Here is a 16,927-nt window from a genome sequence, read left to right as displayed (position 1 = left end):
GATGGCACACCCGTCGACGCTGGGCGGGCGGCTCAGAGCGCCAGCGCACCGGCGCCGATCAGGCCCGCATCGGAACCGAGCGCGGCAGGCACCACCCGCAGATCGCGCAGGAACGTCAACCCGGCGTAGTCGGCCAGCGCCGCGCGCAGCGGGTCGAACAGCACCGGCCCGGCCTTGGCCACCCCGCCGCCGATGACCACCAGGTCCAGGTCACACACCGCGGCCGTCGACGCGATCATCGCGGCCACCGCGGTGGCGCCACGACGGAACGCCTCGACGGCCACCGGGTCGTTCTCGCCGACCGCGGCCGCGAGTTCCCGGGCGTCGGCACCCGCCCACCCCTGCGCGCGGGCCCACCGGGTCATCGCGGGACCGGAGGCCACCGTCTCCACGCATCCCCGACCGCCGCACGGACAGCGCTGCCCGTCGAGCTCGATCACCGTGTGCCCCACGTGCCCGGCGTTGCCGGTGCGGCCGTCATAGGGCAGGCCGTCGAGCACCAGTCCCCCGCCGATACCGGTCGAGACCACCATGCCGAGCAGGAACTGCGCATCCCGACCGGCACCGAAGCGGTGCTCCCCGAGCGCCATGCACAGCCCGTCACCGCCGAGTCGTACCGGCAGGCCGGTCAGCTCCGCGACCCGGGCCACGATCGGGAAATCGCGCCACACCGCGATGTTCACCGGGCTGACGGCGCCGGCGCCGAGGTCGACCGGTCCGGCCGAGGAGATACCGATCGCCTCGACCTCGCCGACGGACAGCGTGTCGGTGATCAACGCCGCGGTCGCCTGCCAAGCGTCCTGCGCCGAGGTCTGCGGGGTCGGCACCTGCGCCCGGTGGGTCAATGTGCCGTCGTCGACGAGCGCGGCCGCGATCTTCGTGCCACCGATGTCTATTGCGAGAACCGTCATTCAGTGCCTGTGGGTGTTGTCGGGTTGGCGGGGGTCGCCGGGATGCTCATAGCCCGGTGACAGCTGCACCAGTTCGGCGCAGCGGGCATCCAACCACTGTCGGAACACGCGTCGCTGCGCCGCCGAGCGCAGGTGTTCGGCGATCAGCAGGTACGCCTCGTCCAGTGGCAACGGCACCGACCGTCGGGAGGAGAAGCGGCCGGGGTTGCGCCGGTGGTAGTCGGCGATCTCGATATCGGTGATGTCGACATCGGCGGTGACGACCGCGAAGGCTGCCCGACCGGCGGTGGTGGTGAGTACCGCCGCGGCGATGCTGCCGATTTCCAGTCGCGCGGTCATATCGGGCAGCACTTCTTCGATCGACGGAACCGATTGCCGGGAAACATCTTCCAGCTCGACCACTCGTTCGGCCACCAGCAGCTGGGTGAGCCAGCGCCGCAGCTGACGTCCCTCGCTGGTGCCCGGACGGGGTAACGCCCACGCGCCGTTGCTCTCGCGCAGGGCGCGCTCGGCCGCATCGACCTCGGCGACCGTGACGGCGACGCCGGCCACCAGCGCCGCGGTCACGTCACCACCACCCAGACCGCCGGGGAGTAGATCAGCCGACCCGCGCCCGCCACCCTGACCAGTGCCCACCACCGGCCCGGGGTCACCCATTCGGGCGGGGTCACGTCGAAGTCCAGGGTCGTCAGGCCCGCGGCAGGCAGCTCCGCGCCGATCACCGCCGGCCCCAGCCATTCCCAGGTACCCCACGGGCTGATCAGGTGGCCCTCCACGGCCAGATCCGCGCGGGCATCGGTGCCGACGGTGACGTGCAGGCGACCGCGTCCGCCACGCCGCACCCGTACCTCCGACGGCCCGGCCACCAGCCGCAGCACCTCGTGGCCTGCGGTGTCGCCGACCTGTACCAGGCACACATCCTCGACGACCTGCCGCCACGAGGTCGGCAGACCGCGCCCACCGGTCACGGCCAACTCGACGCGCACCGGGTACAGCCCGGGTGCGGCATCGGCGGGCACCTCGACGGCCACCTCGGCATCGAGGTACTCCCCCGGCGGCAGCACGAAGGTCACCTCGCCCGGATCCGCGGACCACTGCGGCGGACAGATCAGCCGGACCCGGCCCCGCAGTGCGGCGTCGGTGCAGTCGCTGGCGGCGGTCAACCGCAGATTCAGCTGCGTCCCGGGTTCGGTGCGGACCTGGTGCGGATGCACATGCGCGACGACCGGCAGCCCACCCAACGGCGCCGGGCCGCGGTTGTGCAGCCAGTATCGCGCGTAAACAGGCTGGGCCGCTTCGGCTTCCGGACCGATCGACTCGTTGTCGGCATGCAGGATCTGCACCGTGTCCAGATGTGCCAGCAGCGTGGCGATCTGATAGCCGTGCAGGGTCTCGGTGGCCGGCCCGGTGTCGTTCTCCAGCAGGTCCGCGTGGCGCAGACCCGAGACGGCGCACAGCCCCGAGCGCACCACGAAAGGTGTCTGCCTGCCGTGCGTCTCGACCAGCCGCAGCGCCACCGACCCCGGGTCGACGCCGGCGACACTGGCCGAGGTGATCGGATTCCCCGCGGCCTTGAGTGCCCCGAGGTGGACACCGTCGGCATCGACATCGAGGAGGGCGCCGTGCGCAGGCAGCCGGTCGGTACCGGCGCGACGGTTGACCAGCGCCAACAGGGGGTGGCCGAATTCCGCGCTGTGGCGTGGCAATCCACAGTCCCGCCAGTCGCCGTCGCCGGCTACCACCGCATAGTCGAAGGTGTGCGTCCAGTGCTGAAGCTGGAAGTTGGACCCGTCGGGTGCGGTGCGCCGGGGCGGGTCGATCCAGGTACCGGACGGCCAGCCGGTGCACGAGCGCATCAGCGAGGTGTGCAGGGTGCCGTCCGGTTCGACCGCGAAGCCGGGGACGCCCCGATTCAGCAGTGCCACCGTCGCCGGTTCGAACGGCTCCAGGCCGGCCGGCGCCTGCTGGGCGACGACGATCTCGGCATCGGCGATATCCTCGATCAGCGCGGTGAGCCCGCCGGCGACGATCAGCACCGGCAGCGCCCGGTCACCACGCAGGTCGGCACCGGGCACCCATTCGTCGGCCAACGGAGATACCGCGGGAACCCATACCCGGGCCGCGCCGGTGGCGGCCAGCTGCCGGTCGAACTCCGCACGGTGGTCGGGTGCGGACGCCAAAATCGCTGCGGTGAAATCGTTCTCGTCGGGTCCGCCGATGGCGATCCGGGTGTCGGGCAGGTTGGAGTCCACCGCCAGGTCACCGTAGCGGGCGCGACCGGCCACGCTGCAGGTCGCGGTGACACCGGCCCGCACCAGCGCCACCATCAGCTCACGCGCGTCGAACTCCTCGTCGGGGCTGACCACCTCGGCCACCGCGATGGCCCTCACGCCGGCCCCGATGCGCACCCGCAGCGTCGCGGACAGACCGAACCAACCGTAGGCCGGATTGTCCAGGGTGGACGGGTGCACGGCCGCGTCGACCGCATCGCCGCCCTGATGGAAGAGTCCGAAGCCGCGGCCGATGACGGCATCACCGACCTCACTGACCGGGGTCGCCCCGGGCACCGGGCACGGCCACCGCAGTCGCAGCAGCTTGTCCGACCCGACGAATTCGTCGACGACGGTCCGGCATTCGACTCGCTCGACACCGTGCCACAGGGTGATGGTCTGGGTATAGCTCAGCACGTCCTGGATGTGCCCGGTCACCACCACCCGCTCCCCCAGCGCACAGCGCCAGACCTGTACCGCCGCAGGGTGTTCCGACGAGCAGGTGACCGGCCCTCTGGGCAGCAGGTGCCACGGCCCCTCGCCGGCCTGCGGGTGGGCCGGGTATTCGTCGTATACGGCCAGTTCGTTGCCGACGCGGCCATCGGCGATGAGTTCGCGACCGTCGACCAGCAGTGAACACACCGCGCCGCCACGTTCGGGATCGACGGTCAACGAGTGGCGCGCGGTGGTGATGCTCACCCCGTCGTGGGGCTCCCAGCGCGAGCCGCGGCCGTCGGCGTCGAGCCGGTAACCCTGCCAGCCCAGCGAGCCCACCCCGGCGGCCAGCCAGGTGACGGTGTGGTCCTCGATCAGGGTGGGCAGCGCGGTGCCGTCGACGTCACGCACCACACCGGTGAAGCTGTGCTCCAGCTGTGCGGTGACGATATCGGTCCTGTTGTGCGCCAGCGGATTCCACACCACCACCGCGGCATTGACCGCACCGGAGAGCAATCGCAGGGCGTTGTCGCGGGTCCCCCGGCCGATCTCCCAGGCGTCGCGCCAGCCGGTCAGCAGGTCCAGGTACACCTGGTCGGACTCGGACCCGGTGATGGCGTCATGGTGGGCGCCGTAGGCCAGCTGTACCCAGGCCTTGGCCAGGGCGGCCTGCGGATACGTTGCCCCGCCCAGGATTCCGGCGAACACCGCAAAGCGTTCGGCCTCCAGCACGGCGTTCTCGGCGGCCCGGTTGGCCTGTTTGGTGTCGATGTAGGAGACGTCTTTGCCGGTGTAGATCGGGTTCATGTCCCGTGTCTGCACCGAGGCGCGGCGTCCGCCGGCAGCGAGTTCGGACCGGACCGCGGCGAAGAACTCCCGCGGCAGCGCGCAGACGAACCGCGGCCACGTGTAGCGGGCGTTCCAGTCGCGGTGGATCTCGGTGACCCACTTGTTCGGCGGGGTGTAGTCGGTGCCGACCGGCAGCAGCACGTTACGGGTCAGGGCGACCTTCTTGAGCCCGGTGAACAGTTCGAAGGTCTGCGCCTCGGCCTCCGCCAGGGTCGGCGCCGAGTCCATCCACCAGCCGGCGGCGTAGTGCGCGGGCATGTAGTGGGTCAGCAGGCCGCGACCGGACGGGGCGGTCCACTCGAACTCGCTGGCGAACTGCATCCGCTCCGGGTCACCGTGATCTGCCATCGGCCCCCACTGGTGATGCGGTCCGCGCGCCCAGGAGCTCGATGTCAGCCCGGCATCGGCGGCCATCCCGGGGAACTGCGGGTCGTGACCGAAGACGTCGAGCTGCCAGGCGGTGGCCGGGTCACCGCCGAGCACGTCCCGCTGGAATCCGATGCCGTGCACGAAGTTCCGGATCGCCGTCTCGGGACTGGTCAGGTTGGTGTTGGGCTCGTTGTAGGTGCCGCCCATGATCTCGACGCGTCCCTCGGCGATGAGCCGGCGCAGGTCGGTGCGTTCCTCGGGGTGGGTGTCCCAGAACGGTTTGAGATAGTCGACCTCGGCGAGCACGAATTTGTACTCCGGCACCCGGCGGGCCATCTCCAGATGCGCGGTGACGAGGTCGAAGCCGTTGGTCTGCCGGCAGGCGCCGGGCGGGTCCTCGGTCCACACGCTGGTGTAGGCGGACTGGGTGTTCCACCAGACCGGGTCGTAGTGGAAGTGGCTGATCATGTGCATGGTCCAGCCCGGCTCGGCAACCACGAAATCAAAGGTGGTGTCCCCGATCCGCGCCTGGCGCACCTGGCCGGGAACCGGGTCGTCGACGTAGACCGGGATCTCGACGGAGGTGTCACCCGGTTGGGCGACGGCCTCGCCGTGGATGCCGTATCCGCTGACGCGCACCGGGGTGGGAACCGTACCGGCGGTGTGGTGGGCGCGGACCAGCTGCAGTGGCGCATCCGGCGGACCGACGAACAACTCCGTCGACTCCGCAGCGGTCACACGCATGCTCCGCACCCTACGTTCGCCGACCCCGACTTTCCGCCGAAACTCGCGTACCCGGGGTCCTCGCGCGCGTGCGGACCCCCGTTGCGCGTGATTCGGGGGTCATCGCGCCCCCGCGCGCTGCAGTCGTTCGGCCGCGGCCCGCACCGCATCGGCCACCTCGACCGGTTCCAGCACCTCGAACTCGCAACCCGGCATCGCCAGGTACAGGGCCATCACCGCTGCGTCGTCGGCGCCGGTGGTCAGGATGCAGGCGTCGGCGCCGTCGGGTTCGATGTGCACCGAGGCGGCCGAGAACGTCTGCGCCACAACGTCGCGCGGCGCGTGATACCGGACCCGGGCGATGTAGCGGTAGGGAGAACTGCTGATGGCGCGTTGCACATAGTCGGCGGCGTCGGGCGCGGGCCGGGGCGCGAAGGTGCTGCCCTGCGCGCCGACGGTGTCCATCCGGTCCAACCGCAGACTGCGCCAGTCCTGCTTGTCGCGGTCGAAGGCCAGCAGGTACCAGCGCCGCCCGGTGGTGACCAGCTGGTAGGGCTCCAGGCGTCGCTGTGTGGCATTGCCGCGGATGTCGGTGTAACCGCAGGTGACGTGTTCGTGGTCGCGGCAGGCCCGGGCCAGGGTCATCAGTACCTCGGGGTCGACGGGCACATCCCGGCTGGTCGGGGTCAGCGTGACGGTGGCGTCGTGTACGGCGGCGACCTGCGAGCGCAGTCGCGACGGCATCACCTGGTCGAGTTTGGACAGCGCGCGCAGCGCCGACTCCCCGACGCCGGCGACGCTGCCACCCGCCGCCAACCGGAGGCAGACCGCCATCGCCACGGCCTCGTCGGGGTCCAGCAGCAGCGGCGGCAGCGCGGCCCCCGCGCCGAGTTGGTAGCCGCCACCGTGCCCCTTGCTGGCATGCACCGGATATCCGAGCTCACGCAGGCGGTCGACATCGCGACGGACGCTGCGGGTGGTCACCTCGAGCCGCTCGGCCAGTTCCTCGGATGTCCACACGCGGCGCGACTGCAGCAGGCCGAGCAGCTGCAGAACCCTGGCGGTACTCATGTCCACCATGCTGCCGCATTCATAGGACCAGAACTGTCCTATATGGGTGACAGGCTTTGTGTCATGAACACCGAACTGCTGGCCGATCAGCTGGACTTCCATTGGGAGAACCAGCTGCGACCCCGACTGGAGGGCCTGCGCGACGAGGAGTATTTCTGGGCGCCCGTGCCGGATTGCTGGACCGTGCATCCCGACGGCGGGGTGGATTTCGCGTATCCGCAACCCGAGCCCGCGCCGTTCACGACCATCGCGTGGCGGATGGCGCACGTGATCATCGGCGTGCTCGCCATGCGCAGCCATTCCCATTTCGGCGGTCCGGCCGCCGACTACGAGACATGGTCGTACGCTACCGACGCGGCGACCGCGCTGCGCCAGCTCGACGAGGAGAAGGCGCGCTGGACGGCCGGGGTGCGCGCCCTGTCCGATGTGGAACTGCAGCGCCCGTGCGGTCCGGCCGAGGGGCCCTATGCCGAGTACCCGATGGCCGCGCTGATATTGCACATCAACCGCGAGGTGATCCACCACGGCGCCGAGATCTGTGTCATCCGAGACCTTTTCACCCACACCAAGAAGGAGAACTGATATGCCCGCCATGCCCCCTCCCGTCGCCGACGAGCGCGCCGGCCTCAAGGAGTACGTCGCCGCCCAGCAATACGCCTTCCGGGCGATCGCCTTCGGCCTGACCGACGAGCAGGCCCGGTCGACTCCGAGCGTCAGCTCCCTGTCCATCGGCGGATTGATCAAGCACGTGACCAGTTGCCAGAAGGGGTGGATGGAGCGGGTGGCGGCGGCTCCGCAGCTGCCGCCGGCCGACGACCGCCCGATGGAGGAGTTGCAGCAGGAGTACGCCGAGCAGTTCGTGATGGGCGAGGATGAGACGCTCGCCGGCATCCTGGCGGCCTTCGACGAGCAGAATGCCGAGACCATCCGCCTGATCGAGAGCGCGGATCTGGCTGCGGCGGTGCCGGTTCCGCAAGAGGTGCCGTGGTTTCCCAAGGATGTCGCGGCGTGGTCGGTGCGCTGGGTGATCTTCCACATGATCGAGGAGCTGGCCCGGCACGCCGGGCAGGGCGACATCATCCGGGAGAGCATCGACGGCGCGACGCTCTACGAGCTGCTGGCCGGCCTGGAGGACTGGGAGCCGACGCCGTGGCTGACCCCGTGGGGCAAGGAGGCGGTCTCCTAGCTCGCTTGTCGCCGAGAGTGACGCTATGGCCGCATTTGTCGCCTGATAAAAGCCAAAGCGTCACTCTCGCGCAGACCCGGACCACCCGCGCGACTCCAGCGCGGCCCTCGCGTGCCTGATGATGTCGTCGCCATGGTCTTCCTTGATGACCCGGACCACGTGCCACTGCAGCCGTTGTAGCTCGCGGCCGACCCAGACGTCGCGGGCGTACACCGAACGTTCCGCCAGGTGTTGCACCCCGTCGTACTCGGCACCCACCTTGTAGTTCTCCCAGACCATGTCGAGGCGCCTGACGTACCTCCCGCCCTCGGTGCGGACGACGAATTGGGTTCGCGGCCTGGGCAGCCCGGCGTCGATGAACAGCAGCCGAAGCCAGGTTTCCTTCGGCGACTCGGCCCCGCCGTCGACCAGGGGTAGAGCGAGCCGCATCCGCCGGAGACCCCGCGCGCCGGGGTGCGCCTTCGCCAGTAGCTCGACATCGTCGATCCTGAACGGCGCCTCGCGCATCAGGGCATCCAGCCTTGCGACGGCGGCGTTGCGCGGCAGGCGGCGCGCCAGGTCGACTGCCGTGCGCTCGCGGGTGGTCACCGGCACCCCGCTGACGGACTCGATCTCCGCCGCGTCCAGCACGTCCTTGCGGATTACCAGACCCGCCTGCTGCCTGCACCGCGCGAACACCTCGATGGGTGCGTCGTCGTCAACCCATCTGGCGCCGTGCAGCGCGGCGGCTGCCACGCCTCCGATCACACCGCCCGGTACGGCCAGCAGAACCGCATCGATCCGTTGCCGCAACGTAGGCACATGATCTCGCGGTACGTGGACGCCGCGAAGGATCGGCCGGTAGCGATGCCGCAGCTGACCCCGGGTCACGCGGCCGGCTGCCATGGCATCGCCGCCATCGAAAGGGAGTTGCACATCTGTTCAGACGCAGCGCGCCCGCGTTTGGACCCATCCTGCGCCGAAAGCGACGAAATGGTCGCAAATTCGGCCTAGGAGCGACCATTGCGTCACTCTCGGCGCACACAATCAGAAGAACCGGACTGCGTGATCCACCACGACGTCGAGGTCCTCGCCCAGTGCGCCGGACAGCCACTGCTGGGCGAGTTCGGCCATCGCGCCGGTGTACATGGCCGCCCCGATGCGGGTGGCCACCGGATCCGAACCCGGGTGTAGCCGCGACCCCTCGGCCAGCACCGCGGCCAGCAACTGGTCCTGCAACGCCGCCCGCCGGGAAGTGAGCACCGGGTTGGCGCGGGCATCGGTGAACAACACCCGGCCCCGGCGCGGGTCGGCCGAGCTGAAACCGAGCACCGCCGCAATGCCGGCCCGCGACCGTTCGACCACCGAATCCGCGTCGACCAGTGCCGCGTCCACGAACGCCCCGAGCTCGAAGGCCACCTTGTCGAACACCGCGCCCAGCAGCTCGCCGACATCGGCGAAGCTCTCATAGAAGTAGCGCGTGTTCAGCTCGCTCTGCCGACACACCGAGCGGACCGTCAGCGCGGCCTCGCCGCCGGCACCGAACAGCACATAGGCGGCGTCGACCAACAGCGCGCGACGCTCGGCACGCCGATCGGTCAGTGCGACGCCAGCCCACCGGGTCATCGGCTCAGAATAAATCTGGTCACGCCCGTATCCAAACAGTAGTCTGGCTACACACGTGACCAGAGAGGGGCGCCGGCGTGGACATGCCGCACCAGATGCTCGAAGGAATGCTGCAGCGCAAATTCGACAAGGACATCCGACGGCATTACTTCAAGGGCCTCGAGTTCGCCGGCCCGGCCGGGGATCCGGGCTGGTTCGGGCCCGGCAGCGCGGTCTGGCATGTGCATTCACACACCGAGGCGCTGATCTTCGGGCTGCAGTGCGCGGCCTACCTGGAGCGCCTCGACCCATCCATCTACTGGATGGGCATGCACCACTCGCGACTGGTCAAGCGCGACGACGACGGTAACGCCATCCCCGTCATCGACCCGCAGGGCGCCGCGGTGCGGTTGGGACATTCGATCGCCTTCTTCATCGGCACCGCATACGGCAACACCGAGACCGCAGAGCGGGTCGCCCGGACGGTGCGCGCCATGCACCACACCATCAAGGGCACCCGCCCCGACGGAGCCACCTACGACGCCGACGACCCCGAGTGGTTGCGTTGGAACTACGCGACCGTGGTCTGGGGATTGGCCACCGCGCACGAGTTCTATCATCCGAATCCGTTGCGGGGCAAGAAACTCGACCGCTACTACGGTGAGTTCACCCGGGTCGGGCATGCCCTGGGCGGCACCGACCTCCCGACCACCAAGGCCGAGACGCTGGAGTGCCTGCACTCCTATCTCCCCCGCCTCGCCCTGACCCACGGTGCGGCGATGGCCACCGGACCCAATCTGCCGATGCCGCAGAGTGCGGTCGACTGGGCCATGCGCGACACCATGCCGAAATGGGCCAAGCAACTGATCGGGCATACCGACCCGAACCCGATCGAGCGGGCAGGCCGGCGCGCCATCGTGTGGTCGATCATCAACGGCCTGCACACCGCAGCCGGCACCGGCATCGAGTTCAAACAGGCCCAGGCCCGAACAGCCCACGGCACCACCACCGCGCACACCGAACCCCAGTACGTGCTCGGAAGCGATCCCGAGCGCAGTCGGGCCGAGATCGAACACGCCTTCGTGTGACGCAGCGCACAGTTGTTTTTGGCGGTACCGCGGGTTTTGAGACACTGCACCCATGAGTACGCAACACCGAGAGGGAGCCCGGCTGGACCGGGTGCCGTTAGCGGTGGAGGCCGCCCGCGTCGGTGCCACGGGGTGGCAGGTAACCCGCACCGGCGCCCGCGTCGCGGGCAGCCTCCTGCGTAAGGGCTCCCTGCAGCAGAAGGTCATCAAGCAGATTCCGCAGACGTTCGCCGATCTGGGACCCACCTACGTGAAGTTCGGGCAGATCATCGCATCCAGCCCGGGCGCGTTCGGCGAGCACCTGAGCCGGGAGTTCCGCGGCCTGCTGGACCGGGTTCCGCCCGCCGATTCGAAAGCTGTGCACAACCTGTTCCGGGAGGAACTCGGCGACGAGCCGCAGAACCTGTTCAAGTCCTTCGACGAGAAGCCGTTCGCCTCGGCCTCGATCGCCCAGGTGCACTACGCGACGCTGCACAGCGGCGAAGAGGTGGTGGTCAAGATCCAGCGGCCGGGCATCCGCCGCCGGGTCGCCGCGGACCTGCAGATCCTCAAGCGCGGCGCCAAGCTCGTCGAGTTCGCCAAGCTCGGTCAGCGGCTGTCCGCCCAAGATGTCGTCGCCGACTTCGCCGACAACCTGGCCGAGGAGCTGGACTTCCGGCTGGAGGCCCAGTCGATGGACGCCTGGGTGGCGCACATGCATGCCTCCCCGCTGGGCGAGAACATCCGGGTGGCCCAGGTCTACTGGGATCTGACCAGCGAGCGGGTGCTCACCATGGAGCGCATCCAGGGCACCCGCATCGACGATGTCGCTGCGATCCGCAAGCAGGGCTTCGACGGCGAGCAGCTGGTCAAGGCATTGTTGTTCAGTGTCTTCGAGGGTGGGCTGCGGCACGGCCTGTTCCACGGCGATCTGCACGCCGGCAACCTCTATGTCGACGAGGCCGGCAAGATCGTCTTCTTCGATTTCGGCATCATGGGACGCATCGATCCGCGCACCCGCTGGTTGCTGCGCGAACTGGTCTACGCCTTGCTGGTCAAGAAGGACCATGCGGCCGCGGGCAAGATCGTGGTGCTGATGGGGGCCGTGGGCACCGTCAAACCCGAGGCACAGGCGGCCAAGGACCTGGAGAAGTTCGCCACCCCGCTGACCATGTCGTCGTTGGGTGATATGAGCTACGCCGAGATCGGCAAGCAGCTGTCCACCCTGGCCGACGCCTACGACGTGAAGCTGCCGCGCGAGCTGGTGCTCATCGGCAAGCAGTTCCTCTACGTCGAGCGCTACATGAAGCTGCTGGCCCCGCGTTGGCAGATGATGAGCGATCCGCAGCTGACGGGGTACTTCGCGAACTTCATGGTCGAGGTTAGCCGCGAACACTCCGAGGAGCTCGACAGCTAGTCGGCTTGTCACGCGCTCCACCGAACCGGGACTGGAGTTCGCCGACGACCTTCTCGGCGTTGGCCAGCATGAAACCGGCGGCCTTGACGAGCTCAGGGGCGTCCAGGTGATCACCGAGAAGGTTGTGACTGAGCAACGAGTTGGAGGTCAGATATGCAGATCCGTACGGGTACCGCACGCGCCGGCGAACTGGACATCGTCTACGACGACATGGGCGACCCGGAGCATCCGGCGGTGCTGTTGGTCATGGGCCTCGGCGCACAGATGGTGTTGTGGCGCACCACTTTCTGCCAGAAGTTGGTGGATCAGGGGCTGCGCGTCATCCGGTTCGACAACCGCGACGTCGGGCTCTCGTCGAAGCTCCCGCATGCCCGCAGCGGCGCGCCGCTGATCCCCCGGATGGCCCGGTCACTGGCGGGCATGAAGAGTCCGTCCGGCTACACCCTCGAGGACATGGCCGACGACGCGGCGGGACTGCTGGATCATCTAGGCATCGAGCGCGCGAATATCGTGGGGGCCTCGATGGGCGGCATGATCGCCCAGGTGTTCGCGGCCCGGCATGCCGCCCGCACCCGGTCCCTGGCGGTCATTTTCTCCAGCAACAATCAGGCCTTCCTGCCGCCGCCGGGTCCCCGCCAACTACTGACACTGCTGTCCAAGCCTGCCGACACCAGCCGCGAGGGCGTCATCGCCAACACGATTCGCGTTTCCAAAATCATCGGCAGCCCCGGGTATCCCAAATCCGACGAACAGTTACGGGCCGAGGCCGCCGAAAGCTACGAGCGCTCCTACTACCCGGCCGGAATCGGCCGGCAGTTCGCGGCAATCATGGGCAGCGGCAGTCTGCTCGCCTATGACCGGCAGATCACGGCTCCGACAGTGGTCATCCACGGCAAGGCCGACAAGCTGATGCGGCCGTCCGGGGGCCGGGCGATCGCCCGCGCGATACCCGGAGCAAGGCTGGTCCTGTTCGACGGAATGGGCCATGAACTGCCCGAACCACTCTGGGATGACATCATCGGCGAACTGAAGGCAAACTTCTCCGCCTGATTCGGTCAACCACAGCCTCGGGGCGTAGAGTCGCCGCATAAGCCGGGTCACGACTGAAACCCGGGGACGCAGTATGTCGCCGTGGGGGCAATGTATGACAGGACGCAAGAAGCTCGAACCGCATTTCTCGGATGTACAGGCACACTACGACCTGTCCGACGAGTTCTTCGCGCTGTTCCTGGATCCGACCAGGACGTACAGCTGCGCGTACTTCGAGCGCGACGATATGACGCTGGAGGAAGCCCAGCTCGCCAAGATCGACCTGGCGTTGGGGAAGTTGGGCCTCGAACCGGGCATGACGCTGCTCGACATCGGCTGCGGCTGGGGCGCCACCATGATGCGCGCCTTGGATCGGTACGACGTCAACGTCATCGGGCTGACGCTGAGCGAGAATCAGAAAGCGCATGTCGAGGCCGAGTTCGCCCGCTCGGAATCCAAGCGCGACAAGCAGATTCACCTCAAGGGTTGGGAAGAGTTCGACGAGCCGGTCGACCGCATCGTGTCCATCGGCGCCTTCGAGCACTTTGGCTTCGAGCGGTACGACGCGTTCTTCGAGATGGCCTACAACGTCCTGCCGGATGACGGCGTCATGCTGCTGCACACCATTTGCGGCAAACACTTCAAGCAGATGATCGCCGAGGGCATCCCACTGACCTTCGAGATTGCCCGGTTCGTCAAGTTCATCCTCACCGAGATCTTCCCCGGCGGACGCCTGCCGTCCATCGAGAAGGTCGAAGAGCACGCCACCCCCGCGGGCTTCACCATCACCCGTCGGCAGTCGCTGCAGTTGCACTACGCCCGCACACTGGATCTCTGGGCGGAGGCGCTGGAGTCCCACCACGAGGAAGCCGTGGCGATCCAGTCCGAAGAGGTCTATCAGCGTTACATGAAGTATCTGACGGGCTGCGCGAACGGCTTCCGGACCGGCTACATCGACGTCAACCAGTTCACGATGGTCAAGTAACCCACAATCAAGATCAACCGCCGCGCAGGCGAACTCGGGGGAGACCGCACTTCCCCCTATGCGGTCCGGGGGCACCGGGGCGGACGCTAGAGTCACGTGCAGACGTTCCTTTTCAGCAACGGCGCTGCGGGGGGACGACCAGTATCCGAGGACACGCTGCGCGGATCCCGGGGCACCGGAATCCGGGCAGGTAGGGTGCCACGTCAAGTGGGCACCGCGAGATGGTGGACGGCGTAGTCAGCACCCACCGAGAAGGGCAGGCCAGTCAATGTCTGACAACTCAACCGACACGGCGGAGATGCGCCCGCATTTCGAGGACATCCAGGCTCACTACGACCTGTCCGATGATTTCTTCGGCGTCTTCCAGGACCCGACGCGCAAGTACAGCTGTGCGTACTTCACCGGCCCCAACGTCACGCTGTCGGAGGCTCAGGTCGCCAACGTCGACCAGCACCTCGACCGGCTCAACCTGGAACCCGGCATGACGCTGCTCGAAGTGGGCTGCGGCTGGGGTCTCACGCTGCAGCGCGCCATGGAGAAGTACGACGTCAACGTCATCGGTCTGACGCTCAGCAAGAACCAGCAGGCCTATTGCAACCAGTTGCTCGGCGGTCTGGACACCGAGCGCACCTTTGATGTCCGCCTGGAGGGCTGGGAACAGTTCACCGGCAAGGTCGACCGCATCGTGTCCATCGAGGCCTTCGAGCACTTCGGCTTCGAGCGTTACCCGGCGTTCTTCAAGACCTGCTTCGACAGCCTGCCCTCCGGTGGCCGGATGACCATCCAGAGCAGCTGCGGCTACCACCCCAATGACCTGACCGCCCGCGGCAAGAAGCTGACCTTCGAACTGGCCCGCTTTGCCAAGTTCATCCACGAGGTGATCTTCCCCGGCGGCCGGATCCCGACCACCCAGATGATGGTCGAGCGCGGCGAGGAGGCCGGTTTCACCGTCCCCGAGACGCTGTCGCTGCGCAACCACTACATCAAGACCCTCGGCATCTGGGCGGGCCGGCTCGAACACCACAAGGACGAGGCGATCGCCGCGGCCGGCGAGCAGAGCTACAACGACTACATGCGGTATCTGACCGGCTGCCAGTACTACTTCGTCGACGAAGCACTCGACGTCAGCCTGGTGACCTACGAAAAGCCGTAGTTTCGCCTCCGGCGATCGCGGCGCCACCGCGTGATCTCGGCGCTCGGCGTGATCGGCGTGACCGTCGCCGCCGGCGCGCTGGTGGTCCGGTTCCTGCCTGCGGTCAACCGTCCGCTACTGGGCATTGCGGCTCTGTCGCCGTATCTGATGCTCGGAGCCCCGGCGGCGACGCTAATGTTCGCGCTGTCGCGCCAATGGTCGCCCGCCGCGGTGGCCGCGGCCGTGACGGTCGCGGCCGGCGCCGTGCAACTGCCGCTGTTCACCGGCAGAGCCGCGCCGACGAGTGGCGAGCGGGTCCGATTCGTGACGGCCAACCTGTTGCTCGGCCGGGCCTCGCCGGCGGCCGTGGTCGCCCTGGCCCGTGAACGCGCCGACGTGCTGGCCGTGCAGGAGCTGACGCCCGAACTCGCCGACCGGCTCTGCGGTGAGCTGGCAATCGACTTCCCGTTCCGGGTGCTGCGTCCGCGGGAACGCGCCGCCGGCGTCGGACTGTGGAGCCGTCACCCGATCACCGCTTCGGGCACCGATGAGCAATTCAGCCGCGGGTTGGTCTGGGCGCGGCTGCGGGTGGCCGAGGTCGACGCGACTGTCATCTCTACCCATATGCCTCCGCCCCGGTCGGCCTTCCCGACGTGGCATGCCGAGATCACCCGGCTCGGACCGGTGTTACAGCAGTTGCCCGAGACGGCGCGAGTTGTCGTCGGCGGTGACTTCAACGCCACCATCGATGTCCACCAGTTCCGGGCGCTGCTGCGCGGCGGGTACCGCGACGGTGCCATGCAAGCCGCCGCCGGGTTCACCCGGACGCACCCGAGCCACTTGCCGATGCCGCCGCTGCTGGCCGTCGATCGCATCCTCACACGTGAATCGACAGCAACGTCAATAAAGGCCGTCCGGCTGGCCGGATCAGACCACCGCGCACTGGTCGCCACGATCGTTCTGAACTAGCTCGACCCGATCGTCGCGGACTCGCCGCCGGACCGATCGCCCGCCCTACCAGCAGCGAGCGAACCCTCGGCAGATTCTGGCAAACATCAGGCCCGTCCACCCGGCCGCCAGATCCCCTCCAGCGAATTCTGTACACGACGACAATTGGACGCAGAACCAGCGAATAAAAGAGCCGGGAAGGCCACGGTCCCCGGCTTGCGCAGCGCTACACCCCGCCCCGTGAATGGCACGTTACGAGAAACGCAAAGATGCTCTAACCTGCGCAAACCGGTTGACAGCAAACCTCGGTTCTGCGAATCTTTGACCACCAGCCGGCTCACTAGGGGGACAGATGTCAGCCATCGCTCGCAAGATCAGCAGCGCCACCGCGGCCTGCGCCGTAGTCGCTGCAGCAACATTGAGTTCGGCATCGATCGCCAGCGCCGAGCCCGAGATCGCACCCATCGCATCGCTGGGATCACACGTCGGCGAGGCCCAGTGCGTGCCGGATGCGACCACATCGTGCGCCCCGGTCGGGCTCCCGACGGCCGCCGCCGTGCAGGCCGCCGACCCCACCTTCCCCGACAGCCTGATCCAGAACGACTTCTGGTGGCTCGGCCGCGCCAACCCGAACGCTCCGCCGCGGTCCACCATCCTCGAATTCACGCCGATGAGCCTGGTGCCCGGTTTCCTCAAGCCGGTCTGGGGCTGGTTCTTCGCGAAGTGGGATCTCGAGGTCTGTGTCTTCGGCCTCACCGCGACCATCGGGCCCTACGGAACCACCAAGGTCTCCGTCGGCCGGGGCTGCAACTAGATCAACTCTGCGAAAAGCCGGATACCGCCGCGGCGGTATCCGGCTTTTCGGCGTTCATCCCGCCCGGTCGGACCTGTCCGACTTACGTTGCAGCGGAACAATGTCGGCGCCCTTCTCACCAGCGGGTGAGCTGTCGG

At 68.0% G+C, this 16,927-nt stretch carries 15 protein-coding genes; 9 read left to right on the top strand and 6 right to left on the bottom strand.

Annotated features, from left to right (window positions below; genetic code table 11):
- Nucleotides 1-32 precede the first annotated feature (32 nt).
- The 4 genes from BST17_RS03285 to BST17_RS03270 form a co-directional block, all read right to left on the bottom strand.
- Entirely contained in the window at nt 33-911 is an 879-nt protein-coding gene (locus BST17_RS03285) for an ROK family protein (protein ID WP_083055503.1), read from the bottom strand.
- Complete coding sequence (locus tag BST17_RS03280) at nt 912-1,478, bottom strand: DUF7158 domain-containing protein (RefSeq protein WP_083055502.1); 567 nt, start codon at nt 1,476-1,478, stop codon at nt 912-914.
- On the bottom strand, nt 1,475-5,578 hold the full coding sequence (locus BST17_RS03275; protein WP_083055501.1) for a glycoside hydrolase family 38 N-terminal domain-containing protein: 4,104 nt from the start codon (nt 5,576-5,578) through the stop codon (nt 1,475-1,477). The genes BST17_RS03280 and BST17_RS03275 overlap by 4 nt, the downstream gene beginning before the upstream one ends.
- A gap of 99 nt (nt 5,579-5,677) precedes the next feature.
- Nucleotides 5,678-6,628 (bottom strand): helix-turn-helix transcriptional regulator, encoded by a 951-nt coding sequence (locus tag BST17_RS03270; protein ID WP_083055663.1) that lies wholly within the window; start codon nt 6,626-6,628, stop codon nt 5,678-5,680.
- Nucleotides 6,629-6,691: 63 nt separating this feature from the next.
- Between BST17_RS03270 and BST17_RS03265 the strand changes: the two genes are divergently transcribed.
- Both BST17_RS03265 and BST17_RS03260 read left to right on the top strand, forming a co-directional pair.
- On the top strand, nt 6,692-7,210 hold the full coding sequence (locus tag BST17_RS03265; protein ID WP_083055500.1) for a DinB family protein: 519 nt from the start codon (nt 6,692-6,694) through the stop codon (nt 7,208-7,210).
- Nucleotide 7,211: 1 nt separating this feature from the next.
- The gene (locus BST17_RS03260; protein WP_083055499.1) at nt 7,212-7,814 is read left to right on the top strand and encodes a DinB family protein; all 603 of its coding nucleotides are present in this window, start codon (nt 7,212-7,214) and stop codon (nt 7,812-7,814) included.
- A 60-nt stretch (nt 7,815-7,874) separates the two neighbouring features.
- Here BST17_RS03260 and BST17_RS03255 read toward each other — a convergent pair whose 3' ends face one another.
- Nucleotides 7,875-8,699, bottom strand: coding sequence for a type IV toxin-antitoxin system AbiEi family antitoxin (locus BST17_RS03255; protein ID WP_083055498.1), 825 nt, complete (start codon nt 8,697-8,699; stop codon nt 7,875-7,877).
- A 141-nt stretch (nt 8,700-8,840) separates the two neighbouring features.
- Nucleotides 8,841-9,419 carry a TetR/AcrR family transcriptional regulator gene (locus BST17_RS03250; RefSeq protein WP_083055497.1) on the bottom strand — a complete coding sequence of 193 codons (579 nt, stop codon included), beginning with the start codon at nt 9,417-9,419 and terminating at the stop codon, nt 8,841-8,843.
- 77 nt (nt 9,420-9,496) lie between these two features.
- Between BST17_RS03250 and BST17_RS03245 the strand changes: the two genes are divergently transcribed.
- From BST17_RS03245 to BST17_RS03215, 7 genes are all read left to right on the top strand, one after another.
- Nucleotides 9,497-10,486 carry an oxygenase MpaB family protein gene (locus tag BST17_RS03245; protein ID WP_083055496.1) on the top strand — a complete coding sequence of 330 codons (990 nt, stop codon included), beginning with the start codon at nt 9,497-9,499 and terminating at the stop codon, nt 10,484-10,486.
- Nucleotides 10,487-10,538: 52 nt separating this feature from the next.
- Nucleotides 10,539-11,882, top strand: a complete 1,344-nt coding sequence (locus tag BST17_RS03240) for an ABC1 kinase family protein (protein WP_083055495.1) — start codon at nt 10,539-10,541, stop codon at nt 11,880-11,882.
- Nucleotides 11,883-12,035: 153 nt separating this feature from the next.
- A complete protein-coding gene (locus tag BST17_RS03235; RefSeq protein WP_083055494.1) occupies nt 12,036-12,932 on the top strand; it encodes an alpha/beta fold hydrolase in 897 nt (298 codons plus the stop codon).
- A gap of 94 nt (nt 12,933-13,026) precedes the next feature.
- The gene (locus tag BST17_RS03230) at nt 13,027-13,896 is read left to right on the top strand and encodes a cyclopropane mycolic acid synthase family methyltransferase (protein WP_083055493.1); all 870 of its coding nucleotides are present in this window, start codon (nt 13,027-13,029) and stop codon (nt 13,894-13,896) included.
- Between the two features lie 268 nt (nt 13,897-14,164).
- On the top strand, nt 14,165-15,049 hold the full coding sequence (locus BST17_RS03225) for a cyclopropane mycolic acid synthase family methyltransferase (RefSeq protein WP_083055492.1): 885 nt from the start codon (nt 14,165-14,167) through the stop codon (nt 15,047-15,049).
- A 30-nt stretch (nt 15,050-15,079) separates the two neighbouring features.
- Nucleotides 15,080-15,997 carry an endonuclease/exonuclease/phosphatase family protein gene (locus BST17_RS03220; RefSeq protein ID WP_083055491.1) on the top strand — a complete coding sequence of 306 codons (918 nt, stop codon included), beginning with the start codon at nt 15,080-15,082 and terminating at the stop codon, nt 15,995-15,997.
- A gap of 331 nt (nt 15,998-16,328) precedes the next feature.
- Nucleotides 16,329-16,790: a hypothetical protein gene (locus tag BST17_RS03215; RefSeq protein WP_083055490.1), complete on the top strand. Its 462-nt coding sequence runs from the start codon at nt 16,329-16,331 to the stop codon at nt 16,788-16,790.
- Nucleotides 16,791-16,927 lie beyond the last annotated feature (137 nt).

Source organism: Mycolicibacterium bacteremicum (assembly GCF_002086115.1).
Taxonomy (GTDB): domain Bacteria; phylum Actinomycetota; class Actinomycetes; order Mycobacteriales; family Mycobacteriaceae; genus Mycobacterium; species Mycobacterium bacteremicum.
This window is presented reverse-complemented; position numbering and strand designations above follow the sequence as displayed.

What these genes read in the sequence shown, in the direction of transcription:
- BST17_RS03285 (WP_083055503.1), bottom strand. Translation starts at nt 911, where the DNA reads ATGACGGTTCTCGCAATAGACATCGGTGGCACGAAGATCGCGGCCGCG.
- BST17_RS03275 (WP_083055501.1), bottom strand. Translation starts at nt 5,578, where the DNA reads ATGCGTGTGACCGCTGCGGAGTCGACGGAGTTGTTCGTCGGTCCGCCG.
- BST17_RS03270 (WP_083055663.1), bottom strand. Translation starts at nt 6,628, where the DNA reads ATGAGTACCGCCAGGGTTCTGCAGCTGCTCGGCCTGCTGCAGTCGCGC.
- BST17_RS03265 (WP_083055500.1), top strand. Translation starts at nt 6,692, where the DNA reads ATGAACACCGAACTGCTGGCCGATCAGCTGGACTTCCATTGGGAGAAC.
- BST17_RS03260 (WP_083055499.1), top strand. Translation starts at nt 7,212, where the DNA reads ATGCCCGCCATGCCCCCTCCCGTCGCCGACGAGCGCGCCGGCCTCAAG.
- BST17_RS03255 (WP_083055498.1), bottom strand. Translation starts at nt 8,699, where the DNA reads ATGGCAGCCGGCCGCGTGACCCGGGGTCAGCTGCGGCATCGCTACCGG.
- BST17_RS03250 (WP_083055497.1), bottom strand. Translation starts at nt 9,419, where the DNA reads ATGACCCGGTGGGCTGGCGTCGCACTGACCGATCGGCGTGCCGAGCGT.
- BST17_RS03240 (WP_083055495.1), top strand. Translation starts at nt 10,539, where the DNA reads ATGAGTACGCAACACCGAGAGGGAGCCCGGCTGGACCGGGTGCCGTTA.
- BST17_RS03235 (WP_083055494.1), top strand. Translation starts at nt 12,036, where the DNA reads ATGCAGATCCGTACGGGTACCGCACGCGCCGGCGAACTGGACATCGTC.
- BST17_RS03230 (WP_083055493.1), top strand. Translation starts at nt 13,027, where the DNA reads ATGACAGGACGCAAGAAGCTCGAACCGCATTTCTCGGATGTACAGGCA.
- BST17_RS03225 (WP_083055492.1), top strand. Translation starts at nt 14,165, where the DNA reads ATGTCTGACAACTCAACCGACACGGCGGAGATGCGCCCGCATTTCGAG.
- BST17_RS03215 (WP_083055490.1), top strand. Translation starts at nt 16,329, where the DNA reads ATGTCAGCCATCGCTCGCAAGATCAGCAGCGCCACCGCGGCCTGCGCC.